This is a genomic window from Serratia sp. 201, assembly GCF_037027545.1.
GTDB classification, from domain to species: Bacteria; Pseudomonadota; Gammaproteobacteria; order Enterobacterales; family Enterobacteriaceae; genus Serratia; species Serratia bockelmannii.
The window spans coordinates 827081-850300 of sequence record NZ_JAXCHC010000002.1 but is presented as its reverse complement, the minus strand read 5'-3'; the positions used below and the strand labels follow the sequence as shown (position 1 = coordinate 850300).

The 23220-nt window shown below is 56.4% G+C and carries 2 protein-coding genes; both read right to left on the bottom strand.

The genetic code is table 11. The features are described 5' to 3' along the window. Positions 1-28: 28 nt before the first annotated feature. Positions 29-16075, bottom strand: a complete 16047-nt coding sequence (locus WA302_RS12255; RefSeq protein WP_336064018.1) for a non-ribosomal peptide synthetase/type I polyketide synthase — start codon at positions 16073-16075, stop codon at positions 29-31. Continuing rightward, positions 16075-23205: an amino acid adenylation domain-containing protein gene (locus tag WA302_RS12250; protein ID WP_336064016.1), complete on the bottom strand. Its 7131-nt coding sequence runs from the start codon at positions 23203-23205 to the stop codon at positions 16075-16077. Before WA302_RS12250 ends, WA302_RS12255 begins: the two co-directional genes overlap by 1 nt. Positions 23206-23220 lie beyond the last annotated feature (15 nt).

Genomic DNA, 23220 nt, shown 5'->3' with positions numbered 1-23220 from the left:
CCTCAGGTATAGCGAACACGCTGCGCCATCAAGCCAGCGTCCAATGCCCTAACCACGAAGTCATTTTTTCCGCCATCATTGCCGCGCCTTCTCCCGCGTTCATCGTCAGGTGGTTCCCCGGAATTACCTGCACCTCGAAGTGGCCCAACACCCAGGGATGCCAGAACTTGCTTTGATTTTCAGGAAAATCTGCAATCACCTCACGGTGAGAGAAAAACAGCACATCACTCATCAACGCATGCGGGTGGTAACGCTGCATCATCACGTTATGCCGTTGCCAGGTGCTCAAGTAACGAGGTAAGAACGCCGAGGAAAAGAGCGTTTCGGCCGCAGTTCCTTTGGTGATCTCAGATAAATAATGGATTTTATCCGCCATTTGGGTCATCGCCTTCCAGGCATCCCAATCAATGTCCAGTGACACCAGGCCAAATGAAAGCAGGTAGTCCAAAATCTGTTCATCCGTCATGGCCGCAGGCAGATTTCCCTGTCCTGGGGAATCAATCATCACTACCGGCAGAGACACATGTTTTCCCTCTTGGTACTGCCGCGCCATTTCAAACGCGATAATACCGCCGAACGAAGAACCGGCCAGGCAACATTCGCCTCGCTCAAGATGCGGCTTCAGCAAAGCCAGATACTCTCCCGCCAATTGTTCGATGCTCTCGAAGGCGCCCGAGCCATTGAGCAGAGGTGAACGTATGGCATAAATCGTTCTGCTGCTTCCCAAGCATTGAGCCAACTCCCGGTAGAAATAGATGTCGCCGCCGATGGGGTGGATCAACACAAGTGGCATCATCCCCTCATCCTCACCGTCGCGCAGCTTCACCAAACCGCTTTCGCCCTGAGGCTTCGCTGTCGCATGAGCCTCCAGCGATTGCGCTATTTGCACGACGCTCGGCTGTTCCATGGCCATAAGCTCAAGACGTATACCGGTCATTTTTTGCAGGCGGCCAATCAGTTGCAATGCGCTCAGCGAGTCGCCGCCCAGTTCGAAGAACCCGCGCTGTGGATCGACCGACTCACACCCCAGAACCTCGTTGAACAACATTGCCACCCGTTGTTGCATATCTCCTTGGTGCACGGCTGCCTCCGCCGGAACCGGGGCCGGCCGCGAATGAGCGGGTGAATTCATCACACCGAACCAATGCCGCTGAGGCGCGAAAGGATATGCCGGTAGACGCAAAGACGCTTGCCCCGTACACCGCCAGAAACGCTCCTGGTTGATTTCCACACCTGACATATGCAGCACGCCAACGGAACGCCACAGCATCTGCGCAGCCTGCCGCTCATCCGTAGCGTTGCGCGGTGAAGAAACGACAACGGCCGCATTCCCCAATGCCGGATGGCGCGACGCCAACGTACTCAGAATTTGACGCGGCCCTACTTCCAGCAATACCCAGTTGTCATCGGCACGGCGTTCAAGCAAGGTACGCAGGCCGGCGTCATATTGCACCGTATGCCGCAGGTGCTGCACCCAATATTCGGGCTGACAAACCTGTTCCGCCGTTGCCCACTGGCCGGTCAAATTGGAGATAAACGGTAACTGCGGCTCGTTGAAGGCAATTTCTTGCAGCGCGGCCTTAAACTCTGCCAACACAGGCTCCAATAAACGCGAATGGAACGCGTGCGAAACCTTAACCGGATGGCAAGATACCCCTTGGGCGATCAAGCTCGCCTGCAAAGAGGCGATTGCCGACGCCGCGCCGGAAATGACACAGCTTCCCGAATCATTAACGACGGCGATATCGACGCCCAACGCGGCAGCCTGTTCGCTTACGCCCTCCGCCGACTGTTTGATAGCCAGCATCGCCCCCGGTGCGGTGTGCGCTAATAGCGCACCGCGTTTGAGCATCAACTTGAGCGCATCCTCCAGAGAAAATACGCCGGCGATACATGCGGCAACATATTCGCCCAGGCTATGGCCAATCATCACCGTCGGCTCAACACCGAGGAAGCGATACCACTGCGCCAACGCATATTCATACACAAACAGCGCCACTTGAGTGATTGCGGTGTGGTGTACGCTCTCCCCGTTCGCCAATACGTCTTCCCGCGTTATTTCACCGCCCATCATCGGCTCGAGCAATGCGAGGCAACGATCGACCTCCACTCGGAATTGCGGTTCGGCGTCATATAACGCCTGTGTCATGCCGACGAATTGTGCGCCCTGGCCCGGGAACATAAAGGCCACCTGCGCCTCGAACGCAGGTCGGGCCATCGTTTCGCCCTTCTCGCGCAACCGCGCGACGACCGCTTCCCGTGAATCTCCGGATACCCACCGTTGGCATGCATAGCGGTGTCGCTGCGCCATCAGGGCATAGCCAACCGCCTCCATCGAATGCTCAGGATGCGTTGCCAAATGATCGGCCAAAGCCTCACTCATCCGTTCGAGAGCTGCGTCATCCGCCGCAGAAACGCACAGCATATTGCGCTGAGCGGACCGTGGCGCGGTTGTCGGCGTGTTCGGCGCCTGCTGAAGGATAACGTGTGCGTTGGTGCCGCCAATGCCGAAAGCGCTGACGCCGGCGGTGCGGAGCCCTGTGGCGCTTTCCCAGTTGCGGGTTTCAACATTCACATAAAACGGCCCTTCAGCCAGTTTTAATGCCGGATTCTCACGGTGCATATGTAGCGTGGGAACTAACGTGCGATGCTGCAGGCACAACGCCGTTTTAATCAAGCCGGCGATGCCTGCCGCGACATCCAAATGCCCCAGGTTACTTTTCACCGAGCCGATTGCGCAGGCGTGTTCCGCCTGTTGTCCGGCGAAGGCCGCTTTCAACCCGGCAATTTCAATAGGGTCGCCCAATGGCGTGCCGGTGCCGTGCGCTTCGACATAGGAAATGTCCGCCGGCGTGACATCGGCATCGGCCAATGCCTTTGCAATCACCGCCTGTTGACGGCTCTCGCTTGGCGCAGTGAATCCCATTTTATCCCGCCCGTCATTATTTACGGCCGACCCTTTCACAACGGCATACACAGCATCACCGTCCGCCAGCGCTTGCGCCAAAGGTTTCAGCACGACAATACCTACCCCTTGTCCTTCAATGGTTCCCGCCGCTTGCGCATCAAACGGACGGCAGTGACCATCAGGTGAGAAGATCATCCCTGGCTGGTACAGGTAACCACCGCGCGCTAATTGACCAATGGAGATGCCGCCTGCCAATGCGACCTGACAGTCGCCCGCCTGCAAGGCGCGACAAGCCTGATGAACAGCGACCAGCGAGGATGAACAAGCCGTTTGGATCGTCATCGCCGGCCCGGTCAAGTTCAACTTGTACGCCGTTTTTGTCGCCAGGAAGTGGGATTGGTTATGAATCATCAACTGGTAATGATCGATCAAATCAGCCTGCGGCATGTTCGGTAGAACAACGTCTCTTTCGTAGTTGCTGTTGCCGATGGCCGCATAGACGCCGATATCACCGGCAAAGCGCTGCGGATCGCAGTTCGCATCTTCCAAAGCATGCCAGGCGCATTCCAGGAAAATTCGCTGCTGCGGATCCATCAGACGCGCTTCCTGAGCCGTACAGCCGAAGAAATCGGCGTCAAAGCGATCGATATCGTCGAGCATCCCCTGGGCGCGAACATAATGCGGATGATCCAGCAGTGCGGAGTCAACCGATGCCGCCAGCGCCTCGCGCGAGTAATGCGTAATAAACGCCTCGCCATCGCATAACCGTTGCCAGAATGCCGCCAGCGTTTGCGCGCCTGGGAAACGGCCCGCCATCCCCACAATGGCGATATCGTCCCGGGCATTGATCGGTCCAGTCGTCGGTGCCGGCGCCGCTTCATGTTGGCGACCTTCGATATGCGCGGCAATGCGGGCAATGGTCGGCAGACGGAAGAGATCTATCAGACCGATTTTTTGCTGAACCTGGTCGGGTAACATGCCATAGAGCCGGGTCAACATGATGGAGTTCCCACCTAGTTCAAAGAACGAGGTATTGACGCCCACCGCCTCGCAACCGAGCAATTCTTGCCAGATAACCTGCAACTGCTTCACCAGCGGCGTAGCGATTTCGCTCTGCGCCGTTGGAGATGCCTCACCGGCGTCAACCGACGGCAACGCACGCACATCCAGTTTGCCGTTAGCGTTCAGCGGCAAGGCAGACAACGCAATCCAATAGGCAGGCACCATATAATCCGGCAGTTGTCGACCGACGTGTTCATTCAACTGCCCGGCGTTAATTTCGCCCTGCGCCACATAATAGGCAACCAACGCCTGACCGACGTTCCCATCCCCCGCCACTTGGCATATTTGCACGGTAACCTGCAAGATCGACTCGTGCTGCAATATAACCTGCTCAATCTCGCCCTTCTCAATACGATGGCCGTGCAACTTGACTTGCTGATCCTGCCGCCCAAGGAATGCTATTTCACGATTTGGCAAAATGCGCGCGCGATCGCCGCTGCGATACCATATCCCCTCAGCAAACGACAGTGAAACAAAGCGTGAGGCGGTCAGCTCAGGCTGGTTGTGATAACCCTCGGCCACGCCGCTGCCCCCGATATAGAGCTCGCCGATGGCCCCGACAGGCAAAGGTCTGCCGGCCGGGTCCAACACCAGACAACGTTCTCCCGGCAAAGGGCGGCCTATCGTTAAAACGCGATCCGTCGCGGCACGCCGATAATGTTTACCGGTTGACCAAATGCAGGTTTCCGTCGGACCGTAGACATTGACGAGCGCCGTGAAAACAGCCAGGGCCTTCTGCGCCAAATGCGGCTCAAGCTTTTCACCGCCGACCAGAAGTAAACATTCCTCGTCCCCCTGCAATACCGGTAGGACAATTTCCAGCATGCTGGGCGTTGACTGGATGAAATCGAACTTACGGCAATCCAGCCCAGTGACATGGTGAGTTCCCAAGGTAACGCAGCCGCCGCTCAATAACGGCAAACCGTATTCAAGACCGAAAATGTCGAAAACGGGGTTGGTCATGCTGTACGTTTTCAGCGCTTCCCTGCCCTGGAAGTACTGCTGCCAGAAACCTCGCAATGTGGCGAGCAGCGCCCCATGCCCCACGCTAACCCCTTTGGGTTTACCCGTCGTGCCGGACGTGTAAAGTATGTAGGCGGTCTTCTCCGCCGCAGGTGTGAACGTCGGCATCGTGGCCTGTTTGCGCCACAGCGCTTCTCCCGCGGTGCCGAACAAGGGAATAGACGGAATACCGTACTCGGCCCCTTCATCCCCAGACATCGTCAATACGGCGATAGCCTGGCTGTCACGCAGAATGAAATCGATACGCTCCTGCGGATAGTCTTTGTCCAGCGGCACATAAGCTGCGCCCAGTCGTCCTATCGCCAACAAGGCCATGACCGTCAAGACTTTGCTGTGCAGTCGCAAGGCAATAGGCGCGTGCGGCGTCTTCTCAAGGCGGCCGGCGATGAGATTGGCGAGTTGCGTCACTTCTGCGTCAAGCTGGGCGTAGCTCCAGCTGCGCTCGCCGTCACTCAGCGCCGGAGCGTCTGACCGGCTGCATGCGTAGTGCGCCAACACTTGCGATAAGGTGGCGGCATTCCCCGGCGCAGGAAGCAACAAGGGTTGCTCCGGCTCACAATAAACCGGAGCTATCGCCACCGTCTCCGTACTCGCGTCTTTCGCCATGTGGCCGACGATGTCCTTTAACAGTGCCATCGCTTGCCGCATCATCGCCGCATCAAAGTACTCTGCCGCATATTCCAGCTTAATCAGCAGAACGTCCGGCTCCTCCTCCACGCTGACGACCAATGGATAATCCCTCTGCTCATTGCGACCGACGAATTGATGACGCAGTTCGCGGTGGCGGTCTTCATCAGGCTGCGGGTAATTTTCATAAATGAACAACGAGTCAAACAGGCGCTGGCCCGCAGGCTGCAGATGAGCCAGATCGACCAGGCATCGGGTATTGGCTTCATTAATATCTTGCTGCAACCGATGTGCCTGCTGAATCAGAGGCACATCGCTTTGATGCTCCACCTTCAACGGTAGCGTATTGAGGAACATGCCCAGCGTGTTTTCGATACCATTCAACGGCAGCATCCTTCCCGCCACCACGGTGCCCACCACGGTCACGGCAGCACCGGAGTAGAGTGCGAGCACCTTGTGCCAGGCGTATTGCAGCAAGGCGTTCAGGGTCATGCCTTGGCGCTGGGCAGCTTCGAGCGCGCACCGGCGCTCTTCGGCGCTCAGTTCACAGCGGCAAATCCCTGCAGCAGAGACGCTCTTAATGGCTGCTAACGCCGATGACTCCGCATCCGGACGGCGCCATCCGCTCAGATCCGGCGAGGTGTCGACCGAGCTCAGGTAGTCGCGCCAGAAATCCGTGTCCCTATCGCGATGCCGTTGAATGTAGTGCTGCACTGAAGCAAAGAGATCCGGTCTGTCCGCCGGCTCACGTCCGTGAGAAAACGCCAGGTAAGCGTCATGCAGCGCCCCCACCAGCAGCGGACTGCTCCAACCATCGAGGATGGCGTGATGTACACAGAACAGGCAAGCGAAGTGATCATCCGCCAGTTTGACCAGGCAGACACGGTACAGTCCGCTTTGTTGGAGATCGAAGCTGGCCTGCTGCTCACTTTCCTGCAGCCTGTGCAAGGCGTGTTCCCGCTCTTCAGGCGACAGATGGCTGATGTCATGGACGTGCCAAGGGAAGCGCCCTTCATGATCCACGACCTGCACGATTTCACCGCGCCAATCGAACCGCAACCGCAGGCAGGAGAACTGCTGTTGCACCCATTGCCACGCCCGCTTGAACGTCTCGGGCTCGATCGCACAGTGATAATCCCAGCGCGTAGCCACGCGATACACCCGATCGGCGTCGCCAAAGGCCAGCGAATGGTGCAACATCCCTTGCTGCAGACTATTGGCCATGAAGACCGCATCAACCGCCTGCGCATGTTGCAGCCGATCCAGATGGGGTTGCGGGAGGGCGAAATCGACATCCGATTCGGTTAACCAACGCCAGGATGGCCAATTCATTGATACCAGGCCATCTTCCAACTCTCGAATAAGCCGCTGCGTCAACCAGGCCGCGTCATGCTCCCGCAGCCGGCTTTCGACCCGCAATTCAAGACGATCGCCAACGTTCAACACGACGATATCGATCAGATGCGTCCCTTCCTGGGAGGCATGGCGATGCAGCCCCACAAAGTGGTGATCCAGCGCCCAGTCTCCCGCCGCCTCCATCTTGCCCAGGTAGTTGATGCTGATGCCGTCCTCTCTCACCACGGGCAAACCACACAGGACACCGAAGTTTTCCGCCCGCTGCGACCAACGTCTCAGATTATTTTTCACCGCGAGCAAATGCTCCCTGGCATCGCGTTGATAGCTAAAACGCACGGGATAACGACTGGTGAACCAGCCCATCGTCCTGGAGATATCCAGCGTTCGCTCATCCGCTTGCCGACCGTGCCCCTCAAACCATAGGCTAAAGGCGGTTTGTCCGGTCAAATCATGCAAAACGCGGCCAACCGCCCAGGCCACCATGTCCTGCGGCTGCATGCCGAACATGGCGAGGTGCTGCATCAAGCGACAGGATGGCCCTTCCCCCCACGCAAGGGCATGACGCGTCGTCGCGGTTCCGCCCAGCGCTTGCAACGCATGAACTTCGCTGCCCGGCAATTGCCCCAGCCACTCTTCACGTTCATGAGAGGTAATTTGCGCACGTTGCCGCAGATGGTTCACCCATTGGCGATAGCTGCTGGCCTTCTCCGGCAGCGTTTCCTCTTGGCTCAGGCGTCGTAAATCGTCGACGATCACCTGCAGACTGACCGCATCGACAATCAGGTGATGGCAAGCGACGAACACCCTGGCCTTGCCGTCCGCGTACCCTTCAAGAACGGCGAACGCGGCCAAAGGCCCGCTCTGCAGATCGAACGCCTGCTGCCAGTCGGCAAAACGCTGCAACAGCGCGGCGTCAAAATCCGGGTGGTCTTCCGGCAGCGACAATGCGCGAATGTCCAAAGCGTGGCATGGCGGCAGCGCAGCCTGCGGCTGGTAGCATTGACGCCATTCTCCCTGGGTATCTTTTTCGAAGCGCAGATTGAACGCGTCGTGCTGCGCCACGAGGCGCGGCAACAGGCATTGCAGACGGGCCATTGTCATGCCAGGCGCCACCAACAGCCCGTACTGGTTCCACTGCTGCGGATGCGGCAGATCATGTGCCAGGAACCATTGCTGGATGGGCAGCAGCGGAACTGCGCCGCTCAAGGCCCCTGTTTCGCGCTGCACGGTCTGGATGCCGCCAACGGTTTGACGGCCGAGCAGAGTGTCGTAGAACGATGCGATGGTGCGACACGTCAGCAACTCTTTCAGCGTGACATCCAGCTGCAATTCGCGCCTTAACCGCCCCGCCATTTGGATACTGGCGATACTGTCGATGCCCAACTGGAACAAATCCGCCTGGGTACTGAGTTCATCCGCCGGCACGTGCAGGATCTCGCCCCACAGCCGACACAGTTGATGTTCACGGTCGTCACGCGGCGGGCAATAAGTCGCCTGCTCTTCGGCTGCGGGTAGCGGCAAGGCGTTGCGATCCAGTTTGCCATTCGCCGTCAGCGGCAAGGCATCCAAAGCGATAAGATACGCCGGTACCATATACTCCGGCAATTGTTCAGCCAGTCGCGAACGGAGCATTTTCTCGTCAGCGTTCGCTTCGCCGACGTAATAAGCCACCAGCATCGGTGCCGGCTGCGCCATCACCAGTGCCACGGCCTGGTGGATCCCGCCGCATTGCAGAAGCCGGCTTTCAATCTCCCCGAGCTCAATGCGATGCCCGCGCAGCTTGACCTGGAAGTCGTTGCGCCCCAGGAATTCGACATAACCTGCCGCATGCCAGCGCCCTAAATCGCCCGTCTTGTAGAGGCGTCCGTGACGAGGGTGCGAAATGAAACGCTCCGCCGTGAGCTGTGGATTTCGCCAATAATTTAATGCCACCCCCATCCCGCCAAGATAGAGCTCACCGGTCACGCCAACCGGACACATCTGTCCCTGCGGATCCAAAACATAAAGCGCCTGATGAGGCATCGCGGTGCCATAAGGGATGGAGCGCCAGGCCGGATCGATCGCCTCTATCGGGTACCAAACGGACCAAATGCTGCCCTCAGTCGCCCCGCCCAGGCTGATGCAGTCAGCGTGCGGCCAAAGTGTGCGCAACGTCTCCGGCAGATTCAGCGGGATCCAATCACCGCTCATTAAAAACGCGCGCAGCCTTGGCAGTGAGCATCCCTGCCGTGCCACGGCATCGGCCAGCAGCCCGGCAAGCTGTGGAACGCTGTTCCAGACGGTGACTTCACGCTCAGCAAGCAGCGGCAACCACCGCTCCGGATCTTTTACGCTCTCTTGAGCCGGTAAGACGATCTCCGCACCGACGCTAAGCGCGCCGAAGATGTCATAGACGGAGAGATCGAAGCTCAATTCAGACAGCGCGAACAGGGCATCTTCAGCGGTCAGCGAGAGGCGTCGATTTACCGCTTGCAGCGTATTCACTGCGCCACGGTGATCGATGGTGACCCCTTTTGGCCGCCCGGTGGAACCGGAAGTGAAAATGACATAGGCCACATCGGCGGCGCTGACGTGCGGCAAGCCGAAACACGGTGGCAAAGCGGTCGCCTCATCCAGCATATCCTCGATGACCAGCAGTTGATAACCCGCTTCGCTCAGTGTCCGGATATCCGCACGCGCCGACTGTGCCCGGGTCAGCCAGAGCTGTTCTACACCGGCCTGTTGTAAAATATCGGCGATGCGCCCCGCCGGCCACTCCACATGCAACGGTAGATAGCCCTTGCCGGCCTTCATGATCGCCAGACAGGCACAGACCTGGGCGTAGCTTTTTTCCGCCAATACGGCAATCAGCGGCGCAGATGAGCCCATCCCCTGCTGCGCCAAAGCATCGCTGTCTTGTTTCAATTGGCCATAGGTCATGCCGATCGCCGCTTCCCCGTCATACACCGCGATCGTTTCTCGATGCCGTGCTTGCGTCGCCAACAGATCGAACGCGCTGAACAGGGTTTCTTCACTGAGAGGCTGAGTGACGGCATTTGCCCGCTGCATCATTTCTCTTTGCGCTTCAGGCAAATAGTTTTCGCATCCCACCGGCGTTTCCCAAGGCTGCTGCGCTAATCGCGAGATCAGACGGCAATAGGCGCGATTCAGATGCGCAATGGTTTCTTCATCAAACAGCTGTTCGACATAAAGCCACTTGCTCATAAAGCGGCCATCGACTTCAATAGCCTGCAGGTCGATCCAAGCCTGAGAGGTTTGCGCACACCAATATCGCTGCTCGCGCACCTCGCTGTCTTCCAGATACGCCTGTTTATCCCAATCGCCGGTTTGTTGCCCTACGACGCCAGTGAAGACCAACGGCGACACCGCCGAATGGCGATCCAGGCCGTGCAGTTTCACCAGATCGCGCTGCACATCCAACCCACTGTACAACGCATGCTGAATGTCGTCCCACATGCGCTTATGCGTCGTCTCGATGGTGGTGAACAGATCCTCGCCGGCATCGCGAAAGTGGAACAGGTTGGTCGAGGTAAAATCACCTAAAATGTCGTTTACCTCCTCGCAAACCGCGTAGCGATTGAACAGCGTCATGGTAATGAGAAACTCGCTGTTGCCGGAATATCGCGCGATGAGGTAGCCATAGAGGCTCAGCAATACCGACGAGTATGAGACCTGATAATGCTGCGCTTGCCGTTTGAAATCCTGCCAAATTTGTTTGTCTATATATAGCGTATGCTCTGCAAAGCGCGGGTGTTCAACCGTGGCCGACGGTACCTTGAGCGGTAAGTTTGGCCGCAGCGGCATATCGGCCAGCTTGTCCTGCCAATAAGCGCAATCTCGTTGATACCAACGGGAGGCCTTCAGATGGGCCAGATGCTCCTGGTAGTCTTTGAAGTTCACGGTTGCCAGCGGCGGCAAGACATTTCCCCGATACAGCGCATTAAGCAGTTGATACAGCGCCAGACGGCTTTGCACATCCAGCAAAATCAGATCGAGACTGATATGCAGCACGTCGCGATCGCGCAGCCGGCTGATTTCAAAAGTGAACAACGGGAAACGGTCGACCTGATAGACCTGATGGGACAGACGCTTGCGCACGCGCGCCAGCGCGGTAGCCTCATCGTCGAGGCGCAGGTCATTCACCGCCAAGGCATAATGGCCGGCCTGCGACACCGAAATGAAGCGCTGAGTCATGCTTTCCGCGTCATACACGGTGCGCAGCACCGGACAGAGGGCGATCAATCGGTTAATCGCCAGCTCCAGACGTTCGTCATCAAGGCGCGGATACACGAACTCATTGTAGATGTGGTTGGCGACGTTGCCGATCTCATAGTTTTCAAAGCGCCCAACCAGATAGGCTTTCTGAATCTCGGTCATGGCAAAGCAGTCGCCGTTTTCGGCACCGCCCTGCAGAGGTAAATGCTGTAAGTCGCGTTCATCCGCAACATTGATGAAATCGCCAAGGCCGTATTGGGTTCTTCCCTGCCGTTCACAGCACGCTATCAGCGTGTCTATAGCCGCCTCCCAGGCCTCCAGCAACTGTTGATTTTGCTCACCGGACAGACCGCTGACGACTTCGAGCTGCAACCGACCTTGCTCTATGTAGCTAAAGAGCGTAATACCGAAAGGCAAGCCGTTGTCAGGATGGCGCGTCTCACCGACCGGCGACATGACCAGCGCCCAATCCTTTTCATCCGGCGAAGTCAGCTGTCCCAGGTAGTTGAAACAAACATTGGGCAGCGGCAACCCTAGCTCACGGGCAAACGCGCCAAATCCTACGCCTTGATGAGGCACGCCGCGCAGTTGCGCTTTGGCCGCCTGCAAACGCATTGCCGGATCGGGAGAGGATGAGAGCGCACAGGGATAAAGTGACGTGAACCACCCGACGCAACGATGAACGTCCAGAGTGGCATCAATCTCTTCGCGTCCGTGCCCTTCAACGGTGACATGGGTCAGCTCTCCGTTAAACCAGTGAGCGAGCATGCCGTCTGCACACGCCAGCAAACATTCGTCGACTTTCGCATTGAAGGCACGTAAACCCTCGGTTTGCAGCGCCTGCGTCACTTTTATTGATAACGCGAGGCGGCTGCATACCATCGTAGCGCCGCGCGCAGCCGGCAACGCAACGGGGCGGTAGTCCGCCATCCTGGCCCGCCAGTAAGACGCCTCTTCCGCGTGATTGGCACAATATTGCTCGAAGTGCTCAGTCCACTGACGATAACTCGTTCCCTTATCTCCAAGGCTTTCACCGTGGTAGGCGTTCGCCAGATCGCGGGCCAGAATGCCCCAGCTGACGCTATCGAGCACCAAATGGTGGCAAGCGCAGAAAATACGGGCTCGCCCCTCGTCGAACCCCGTGACATAACCAAAACGATAAAGCGGCCCGTCGGCCAGATCGATATCGCTTTGCCATTCGGTCAGCACGGCGGACAGGGCCTCTTGCCATTGCGGTGCCGAGCGTTCGACATGATGACACCGCAGTTCGATGGCGTCCGGCATCGGTTGATAGCCTTGGCGCCAATGCGACGAATCCTCAGACGTAAACGTCAGGCGTAGCGCATCGTGATGTTGAATCAATGCGTGCAGCGCTTCGCGCAGGCGTTCGACGTCCAGCGCCGGCACATCCAGCAGAAACGCCTGGTTCCAATAATTCGGATAAGGGAATGCGCAGTCAAAGAACCAGCGTTGGACAGGCAGCAGCGGCAACTCGCCAACCAATACGCCCTGCTCCCGTTTGCCTTCAATCATCACCTGCTGCTGATGCTGAGCGAGACGTAAATGGAGTGCATGCACGGTTTTGCTGGCGAACACGTCTTTCACCCGGATCGATACGCCCATCGCCTGGCGCAATTTGCTCACCAGCTTGATCGCCATGATGCTGTCCAGCCCCAACTGATACAGGTTAGCCTCACAGCTGAAATGCGCTTCATCGATCCCCATCATTTCCGCAACAATGGCGGCGATCTGCGCTTCCCTCTCCGACTGCGGTGCGACACGTTCCTGTACGACCGGCAGAGACGGTTCAGGAAGCGCACGCCGATCCAGTTTGCCATTCACCGTGACGGGCCATTCTTTCAACCAGATAAAGGTCTCCGGCACCATGTACTCGGGCAAGGCGGCGGCAAGAAAGTGTTGTAGCGTCGCCTCCGGCAACGGTGCCTGCGCCGTGTAATAGGCCACGAGGCGGGGATGGGGCTGTTGATAAACCAGCGCCACCGCCTGGCGCACCAAGTCAAACGCTTCGAGACGCTGGGCGATTTCACCCAACTCAATGCGATATCCGCGTATTTTCACCTGAAAATCATTGCGGCCAACATAAACGATTTGCCCATCATTCCGCTGATACACCAAATCACCGGTTTTATACAAACAGGCATAGTCATCCGCCCGCTCATCCCATTCGGTGCAATACGGATTGACGATGAATTTCTCCGCCGTCAGCGCCGCTTTATTCAGATAGCCGCGCGCCAGTCCGACGCCGGAAAGGTAGAGTTCACCCACCGCACCGGGCGGCAAAAGCCGCTGCCCTTTGTCCAGGACCAACACTTTCATGTTATCAATCGGCCGCCCGATCAGGACATTATCTATATCCGGATCGTTACAGTCGAAATACAGCACATCGATGGAGGCTTCGGTTGGCCCATAAAGATTGTGCAGGGCGATATGAGGCAAACACTGCTTAATCCCTTTGACCTGGGTCAGTTTGAGCTCTTCACCGCTGCAGAACACGTAGCGCAAGCTCGGCAAGCTGACGTTTCGATCGCGTTGAATGCCCTGTAATGTCTCGGTAAAAGCCGCCAGCATGGATGGCACAAAATGCAGTACGGTGATGGTTTCGCGCTCGATCAGCTCAATCAGATAATCCGCGTCCTTGTGGCCATCCGGATCGGCAAAAACGATGTTGGCGCCGTAAAGAGAGGCCCAAATCAGTTCCCATACGGAGACGTCAAAAATGTACGGCGTTTTTTGTAACACCCGATCGGCTGCCGTCAGCGGATAGGATTTATTCATCCATTGGATACGGTTGATCAAACCGCGGTGCGTGCACATCACGCCCTTGGGCTGCCCTGTGGTCCCGGAGGTATAGATGACATAGGCCAGATCGTTCGGTGATATCTGACGCGCCATGTTTTCATCGCTCAACAACTCAAGCTCGTGGCGCAGCGATTCATCATCCAACACCACCAGCCGCCGCCCTGGCGCCGCCACCCGGTGTCGGTAGGCCTGATGGCAGATAATTACGTCGGCCCGGCTATCCTGTAGAATGTAATCGAGACGATCGTCGGGGAATGCCGGGTCGACAGGCAAATAGGCGGCCCCCAATTTCAGGATCGCCCAAATACCGACCAATAGCTCGACGCTGCGATCCAGACACAGCGCAACGCAGGCGCCATGCCCCACCCCACGTGACGATAAGGCGGCCGCCAACTGATTGGCTTGTAGATTCAACTGGCGATACGTCAATTGCCGATGCCGATCCGCACAGGCGATATTGTCCGGCGTCAGCGCTACCTGCGCTTCCAATAAAGACGCGATATGCTCATCTTCTGAATAATCGCAGCGCGTGTCATTCCATTCAGACAGCACCTGCCGACGCTGGGCTGGCGTGATTAAATCGATTTGTTCGAGCGGCGTCTCCCAGGATTGCCGATCAAACTGGCCCAGCGCATAAACTAACGCCTCGAGAATATTGCGAACGTAGTCCTCTTCGTAACGATTCTCCGCCGCGGTTAACGTGAAATCGATTTGACCGTCTCGTTGAGCGGCAAATAAGGACATGCCAAACTTTTCCGCCAGATCGGGATAAGGCTCCAGACGATATTCCACGCCGGGGACGGCGATATCGCCGTTTTCAAAGTTATGGAAGGTAAATAGCAGCTGAACCAGTTCATTGATGCGCACCGCGCCACCGTCGATCTCCGGCGCCAAGTGCCCAATGTTCACCCACGGATGTTCCTGCAACTGCAAAATATCGTGCTGAATGCTTTTGACATTGCTCAACACGCTTTGGTCTGCGCGCAATGCGGCGATGACCGGCAGGGTGCTGATAAACGGCCCAATGGCGCGGCTGAACGCCTCGGGGCGATTCATCACTGTCAGTCCAATAGGGAAATCGCTGTCCTGGCCGCTAAAGGTCCGTAATACATGGGCGAACGTCGTAAACAACAGAGAATAGAGCGTCAGTCCCCGTTCGCCGCATGCCTGCGTCAAACGCTCGACAACCTCCGACGTCAATCCTGCCTGCACGGCAAAGGCACGATTCTCCACGCCAGAGAGATGGCGCTGTCGCAATGCCGGCGGTTCCGCCTGATTCAAACGGGCGGCCAACGATGTTCTGAACGCCTGAACATCATCTTGCCGCACCCGCCACTGTTGATATGCGGAGTAATCTAGGTACCCCGCTTCAGGCTGCGCCGATACAGACGGTGTGGCGTACGCACTCAACAGTTGATGAGCAAAATGCTGGACGGAAGGGGCATCAGACAGCATATGATGGTGAACGCACGCCAAAACGGCCTCTTGCGTCTCAGCCCGCACCAGCAGCACAAAGCGCGCAAACTGCCCTTCCGGCATAGGGAAGGTTTGTTGTGCCAACGCCCGTTTCTTACTTTCCAGCTCGGACCAGGAAATCCTTTCTACTTCCAGTGCAAACTGCTCAGGCGCCAGAAAAACGCGCTTCATATCGCTATCAATCGACTGACGCAACAGGGGCTGATGCCGTAAAAAGGTTTGCAGCGCGTTTCGCAACCGCGCGATATCCACCTGCGGCAATCCAATGAACAACGGTACCGTATAGGTATACGGCAAGCCGTCGATGTCGCTTTGCAGATACATGCCTTGCTGAATTGAGTCCAGCGCAAGTGGCCAGCTACTTGGCGGTAGCCTCAGAAAAGACGTTTCCTTCGCGAATTGTTCGCTGGTCACGCCATTGTCCTGTAACAGCGCCAACAATTCGTCTTTGCGTGCCGCCACTTCAGCCTTCAGATCGGCATCAAAGCCGATATCCTTGTCGACAGAAAAACCCAACCGATCGTCCGCTTTAGCCCACAATAAAATGTTATTTTTTTTCAGGTTGTTCAATAAATCCGTCAACATCATTACAGCGCCCCTTCTTCTCTGCCGTTGCCACAAGGTTGCCCGGCGACCCACGCCGCCATTTCCTGAATCGTATTGTTGTTGTAGAGGTCTTCCAGACGCATCTCGGTTCCCGTCGCGAGGTTGATCTTGCGTACCAGTCGCATAGCCAGAAGCGAATTCCCCCCTTGAGTGAAGAAGCTTTGGTCACAACCGATTCGCTCTTCACGCTTGTCCAGAAGCTCCGCCCAAAGTCGGCGCATCCGTATCTCATCATCGCTGCGCGGAGCCAGACATTCGCTGTGCTTGACGACTTTCGGCAAGCGTGATGTATCGACCTTACCGTTGTTAGACAAGGGGATTTCCGGGATCAAAGTAACGTGCTGCGGCAACATATAGTCCGGCAAACGACGCGCCAAATGCCGTCTGATCGCCTGGGTCATCGAGACAGTGAGCGCAGGAACGTCAAAGACCGGCTCATCCTCGGCCCGCGCATACCCTATCGCCATGCTGCACAACGTGTCCTCGGCCGGCGTGACGCCAAGAATGCAGCCGCCAATTCGCCGCTGGGCGGCGAGCGCGCCAAATCGCTGCATCATCCAGCCACTGGCCTGATAATGGCACGCGTTCTTAGCGCCATGGGCCTGCAACAACACCTGAGACGACTGCAACACCCCGTACACGTCTGATGATTCGGTCAGCACGGAGGTCTCACCGAGGCAATAGTGTCGCCCTGACGCGCGAGCGACATAGGTTCCCCCCTCGTTTTCCATCACGCTGAAATCGACGCTGACTTGCGGTGGTGAAGTGACGGCGCAAACGCCGAGGTGGATCCGACACGCTAATGCCCCCTCGTCAGGTGAAACGGCGTCAGCAGGCTTGACGTAATAAGCGACGCCCAAAGACTGGAGATGCTCAGTCAGCAAGGCCAACATGTGGCCGACTTCTATCTGCGCCAAAGCGAATGCGCGCTCGGCATATAACGCGGTGATGGTTTCCCACCGAACCACCAAGTCCAGATAAGGCCCGGTGTGTTCTCCCGACGCTTCTGCCTGGTACAAATGCTGTTCCAGCGGATGGTAGTAGTAATAACCCGCGGCATATTCTCCCATCGCCGCCGGGAGCCCGAGATACACTTGCACCGCATAGAGGCTGCTGGCCGAAGGATAGCGATATTTTGGCAACGCGCGCTGCGGCGAACGGAAAGCGGCGCATACGGCCAACAGCCCGGCCAAAGACGCAGGCGGCAGCGCGCTTCCCTCTTGCGCCATCTGTTGCGTCAACCACCCCGGCAGCGCTTCGTACAGACTGCTGATGGTTTCGGCGGATAACGCCTCCGCGGTAAACTGGCGAGTGCTCTTGCGGGCACGGTAAACCGCTTCATCCAGCGGATAGGGTATCGCTCGCGAAGGTTGCAGATCTTGACGTAACGCCGGCAGCGAAAGCACGAATGCGTCGCGGTTAGCAAAATAGAGCGGCACCGGCTGTTGCGCCTCGGGAACAACGTAAGCCATGAGGTCACCCTCGCTGAGCCGCACGACCGTCTGCCGGATCCCAGGTAATTGGCTCAAGTTATTCTCGATATCCTCCAGCTCCACGCGATAACCGTTAAGCTTGACCTGAGCATCTCTTCGGCCGAGGAACTCGATATAGCCTTCCGCCGACCAGCGGCCCAGATCGCCGGTTTTGTACAGGCGTCCATAGGTTGGATGATAAATGAAGCGTTCTCGAGTCAGCGTTTCAGCCTGCCAATATCCCTGAGCAACGCCGAGCCCACCGATATGTATTTCTCCGGTTACGCCGAAAGGACAAGCACTCCCCCACTCATCCAGCACCCACATCTGTTGATTCGGCATGGCGACGCCATAAGGAATGCTTTTCCACCTCGCGTCTACCCGATCGATTTCATGCCAAATGGACCAGATGCTGCCCTCCGTCGCGCCCCCCAGGCTCACCATCTTGCTGTCTGGCGATTGGGTTTTCAGGCGATGAGGCAAATTGAGCGGCAACCAATCGCCGCTCAACAGGAACAGCCGTAACCGGGTTAGCGCCTGCGTCGCAGGTTCGACTTCGTCAACCAGCAGGCCCGCTAATTGCGGCACCGAGTTCCAGAGGGTCACGTTATGTCGGCGCAGCGCGGCCACCCAAGCTTGCGGCGCTTTGGTCTCACGCTGGGAAGGGATCACCACACCGCCCCCCACGGCCAACAAGCCAAACAGATCGTAAACGGACAGATCAAAGCTCAACTCGGACAGCGCCAGTATCCGGTCTTCCCGACCGACCGACCAACGTTGGTTAACAGCCAGGATGGTATTGACCGCCCCCTGGTGATCGATCGCTACCCCTTTCGGTTTACCGGTAGAGCCAGAGGTAAAAATAATGTAGGCCAGATCGTCAGCCCTGACGATCGGCCAGGCAACCTCCGTCGACGCACGTTCCTGCGCCGGCGCCACTATCTCGTCGAACACCAAAATCGTGATATCCGAAGGCAACGCCGACAGCTCATGTGCCAGGTCATGACGCTGCTGAGCAGAGAGCAGCAAGATATCGCACCGGGCTTGCTGCAGAATGTCGCGTATGCGCTCCCATGGCCATTCGATGTGCAACGGCAGATAAGCGCCGCCGCTTCTCATGATCCCAAGGGTTGAGACGGCCTGCGCATACCCTTTCTCCAGCAGAATAGCGGTAATACGTCCCTTTTCGCCCTTGGTATGCCGCAATAGCGCACGCCCCAGCGTGTTGCTGTCCTGTTCCAGCCTGGCGTAGGTAAAGTGGCGTTCGCCTTCGGTTTCGATCACCGCAATGCGCTCGGCCGTTTGCGGCGTTTCCAGACTGGAAAGGAACAACCCGTGCAGCGTTTGCTCCGACACCGTACTTTGCGTGGCATTCCAGCGCATGACCGCTTCCGCATGTTCCGCCGGCAGTTCAGGCTGCGGGAATGACATGGTTTCCCAATCGTGTTCTGCCACCCATCGAATCAGAGAACAATAGCCTTCGTGCATGGCCTTGATGGTTTTCTCATCAAACAATTGTTCGACATAATCCCACTCGGCAACGAACCCTTCATCGTTTTCGTAGGCTTTATGGTCGAGCCACACCTGAGACGTTTGGGAGATTGCGTATTGAACGCCGCGATATCCTTCATTAAGCGGCAATTCAAACATGCTCGCTTTATTGTTCATGCCAAGCACGCTGGTCAGCACCACCGGCGCGATAACCGTATTGGCGGGCAGATTCCGCCGCTGTTTCAACAAACGCTGTACGTCAATGCCGTCAAATAAATTATTATCGACGTCATTAAGCAAGGTGCGGTGGATAGCCGATAGCTGTTCGCTCATCGCAACGCCATTTTGACGTTGGTAATTGAACAGGCTTAAAACGGTAAAATCGCCAATAATTTGCTCGACCTGAGAATGTAACGGCAAACGGTTGAACAGCGTTAAATTAAGGCAAAGGCTCTCTTGACCAGACCAATAACATAACGTTCTGCTGTAGAGCTCAAGGATCAGAGCGGTCGGACTAATATTGAAGCGCTGGCATTTGTCGACGATCTTTTGCCAACTCGACATGGGTATCGTCGCAGACAAACGCCGGAAGCTCGGCTTATCGATCCTGGCGGGATGCGCGGCCAGCGGCAATCCGACCTCCAGCGTATAATCATCGATTTTCTGCAGCCAATATTGCTGCGCCCGCTCAAATAATGCGCTGCCGCGCAGGCGCTCGTACTGCAGCTGATAATCGCGGTAGCTGATATCCAGCGGCGGCAGCGCCAGATTTTCGTCGTGATATAACGCAATCCACTCGCCGAATAATATTTCAAAACTGGTCATGTCAATGATAATGGCATCAAAGCTGACATGCAGAAGGTATTTCCCTTGATACTCGCTCAGGAAAATATCGAACAGCGGATAACAATCCGGTTTGTAAACCTTGTGCGAGTACTCGGCGCGCAAAGCCAATAGCTCGTCTTCATTTCTCAGGGGGTGGTAGCCTATTTTGTAATGCGCTGCCGCACTTAAAAATCGCTGTTCTCCCTCTTCAAATACGGTGCGCAACGCAGGATGGCGTGCAATAAGTTGATTATAGGCACGCTCCAATTTTTCGTGATCAATATGGTCGAAAACAAATTCATTATAAATATGGGTAGAGACCTCGCTGAGATCGAAACTTTTCATTCGTCCCAGATAATAAGATTGCTGAACATTATTCAGCGGGAAAGGATGGTACAGATGGGTCTCATCACATTGTGCAATCTGGTAGTCTTGGTAAAGAAAACTGCCGCGCCCGGCGGCCACCAATGGCGTTAACCTGGCCACATTTTTTCTTTCGAAAATATCTTTAACTTTCAGATCGCACTGAAGCGTACCGTTTATGCGATTTACCAAGCGAATGGCCGACAGGCTGTTGCCTCCCAAAGCAAAAAAGTCGTCGGTAATGCCGATTCGTCCGCTTTCGCTCCCCAATACATCCTGGAATAGCTGGCACAGGCATCGCTGGAACTCGTTTCCCGGCGCTACGTAATGCGCTTTATCTTGCGCTTGTACCTGCGGCAAGGCTTTACGATCCACTTTGCCATTCATATTCAAGGGGATCTCAGGCAGGTACATATAAGCGCTGGGGAGCATGTAGTCCGGAAGCAGCGTCACCAGATAATCCTGCAGTTGCTGGCGTGCCACCGGCGATTTGGCCTGATAATAGGCAACCAGGAACGCCTGTTGTTCTTCCTTGGCCGGCTGTAAATTTACAACAACCTGCTGCATCCCGGGGTAGGTTCGCAAAACCGACTCTATTTCACCCAGTTCGATCCGATGTCCCCGCAATTTTATCTGGTTATCCCATCGGCTGAGGTATTCAAATCTGCCGTCGGGCAAACAACGCACGCGATCGCCCGTCTTGTACATGATGCGACCGAACCAGGCTGACGGCGTGCTGGAACATATGTTCGGCAAAAAGCTTGCTTGCGTCTGACGCGCATTGCCGTAGTAACCGCGCGCAACGCCCAACCCCGAAATATACATTTCCCCGATCACGCCGGGAGGAAGTAAACGCCGCCGTTCGTCCAAGATAAAGCACTGGGTATTCGCCAGCGGGCGCCCAATGGTGACGCTATCAACCCCAGGCAACAGTTCATCCGCGGTAGACCAAACCGTCGTTTCGGTTGGCCCATACACATTCCACGCACGCTCGGTGTTTTCTGACAACCAACGCGCCACCGCATGCGGCACCGCTTCCCCACCGCACAATGCCCGAACGGGTAGCGTTGTCTCGGCATATTGCTGCGCGACCTGATGCCAAAAAGAAGGCGTCCCCTGCATCAGGCTCACGGAATGACTCGCGATAAAGTGCGGCAAGTCATTATTCGCCAACAACGTCTTCTGGTCGGTTAATACCACCGTGGCGCCAAACATGAGCGGCATAAATATTTCCAGAGTTGAAATATCAAATGCCAACGTCGTGATCGCCAGAAAACGATCCTGATGCGTCACAGACATGCGTCGAGAAATATCGCTGGCGATATTCACAAAGCTGCGATGTTCTACGGCAACCCCTTTAGGCTTACCTGTCGTTCCCGAGGTGTAAATAATATAGGCCAATGCTGAAGCCTCAGCCTGGGAGGGGAATTCGTTGCAACCGTCGGCCCCAGCGAAAGGAGAAGCGGCATATTCACGCCAATCCAAATAACTCAGCCCTTGCGGCAGGCTGCCAGCTGACTGAGCATGCGCACCGATGATTAACGCCGGCTGGGCATCGGCCAAAATAGAATAGGTCCTCACTACGGGCGCATTTTTGTCGATCGGAATATAGGCGCATCCCAGCTTAAGCACGGCCATCAGGCATACTGCCAACTCCGCCTCACGCGGCATCATCAAGGCAATTTTGTCGCCTGCCGCTACCCCATATTGCCGTTGCAGATAGTCGGCCAGGCGACTGGCCTGTTGCTGCAGCATTCGATAACTGAGCGTTTCATTTTTCGTTATCACTGCAGGGTGATCGTTAAGCGCCCTTGCCTGTTGTTCAAACATCCCGACGATAGTCTGTCTCGGATATTCACATTGCGTGGCATTAATTTTCGCATAATAACGTTGGTAGCTATTTTCAGACACGCCGGTCAACGCATCTATATCCCCTTCATTACGCATGAATGTGGCGAGCGCCGCCATAAACTCATCGATATTTGCGGCTACAACGTCGAAAAAGGGGTTTTCGCCGTAAAATTGCAAACTGAGCGTACAGCGCGTGCTGTTCCATACGATCCTGATCGGGGCCGCTGCCGCGTCGACATCCCCCTCATCCATGATGACATCTACACCAACCACAGATAAAAAACGGCCGTCATGATGGGATTCGTAGAATGGGTTCGCCGGGTCCCCCTGCAGTACCCGCACTAACCAAGGAGAGAGCTCGGCGTATGTTTCCGTTCCGTTGAGTAACCGTAATACTTTGCTGCTGCGTTGCCTATCTTGCAATTGCAGCGCATAAAGCCCAGGCCGCCGTGCGTTGAGCAGAAACTGCAACTGGAAAGCCAACAGCAAAGCCTGTTGCGGCTGCGCAACGCCATCGATGGTCCGTTGAACCACTGCAGCATCGTTAACGGCAGACACTTCATCCCTCAGGTTGAAGCAGCCATAACGCGGTTCATCGTTTTCCAGCGCTCGCTGCTCTTGCTGTACCCTCTGCTGGGCAACCAGCCAATCCGTAACTCGGTTTGGCCCTTCAGGCAGAGCAATATCCAGATCTTTCGCCTCACGGCTGAGCATGACCACGCCATCGATGAACAACTCGCCCAACACCGTCTGCGACAACGCTCGGCGGGCTTCCCGCCACGGCAGCTCACGCTCAGCTAACGCCCTGATATTCCCGTCTTCTTCAGCATGAATCTGGAACAACACATTTTGTCGATCGGCGAAAACGGCTAACCGGACGATGGGGCCTCTCACCGAGGCGCTTTCTTCGAGACAGAGCTCATAGTCGATACGCTGATCGCCAACGTCGGAATAGCAAAAGAGGTTGTGCTGCGAACCTGTCCAGCGCGTTCGCTCAGCGTCGCTCAGACCGATTAAGTAGACAAAGTGGCCGGCATCCAGCAAGTAACGGACAATATGGCTGCGCAACGGTTCTACGGTGTGGTTGACAAGAATGTTCAGAATCTTCATGGATATTACTCTTTT

What these genes read in the sequence shown, in the direction of transcription:
- WA302_RS12255 (WP_336064018.1), bottom strand. Translation starts at nt 16,075, where the DNA reads ATGATGTTGACGGATTTATTGAACAACCTGAAAAAAAATAACATTTTA.
- WA302_RS12250 (WP_336064016.1), bottom strand. Translation starts at nt 23,205, where the DNA reads ATGAAGATTCTGAACATTCTTGTCAACCACACCGTAGAACCGTTGCGC.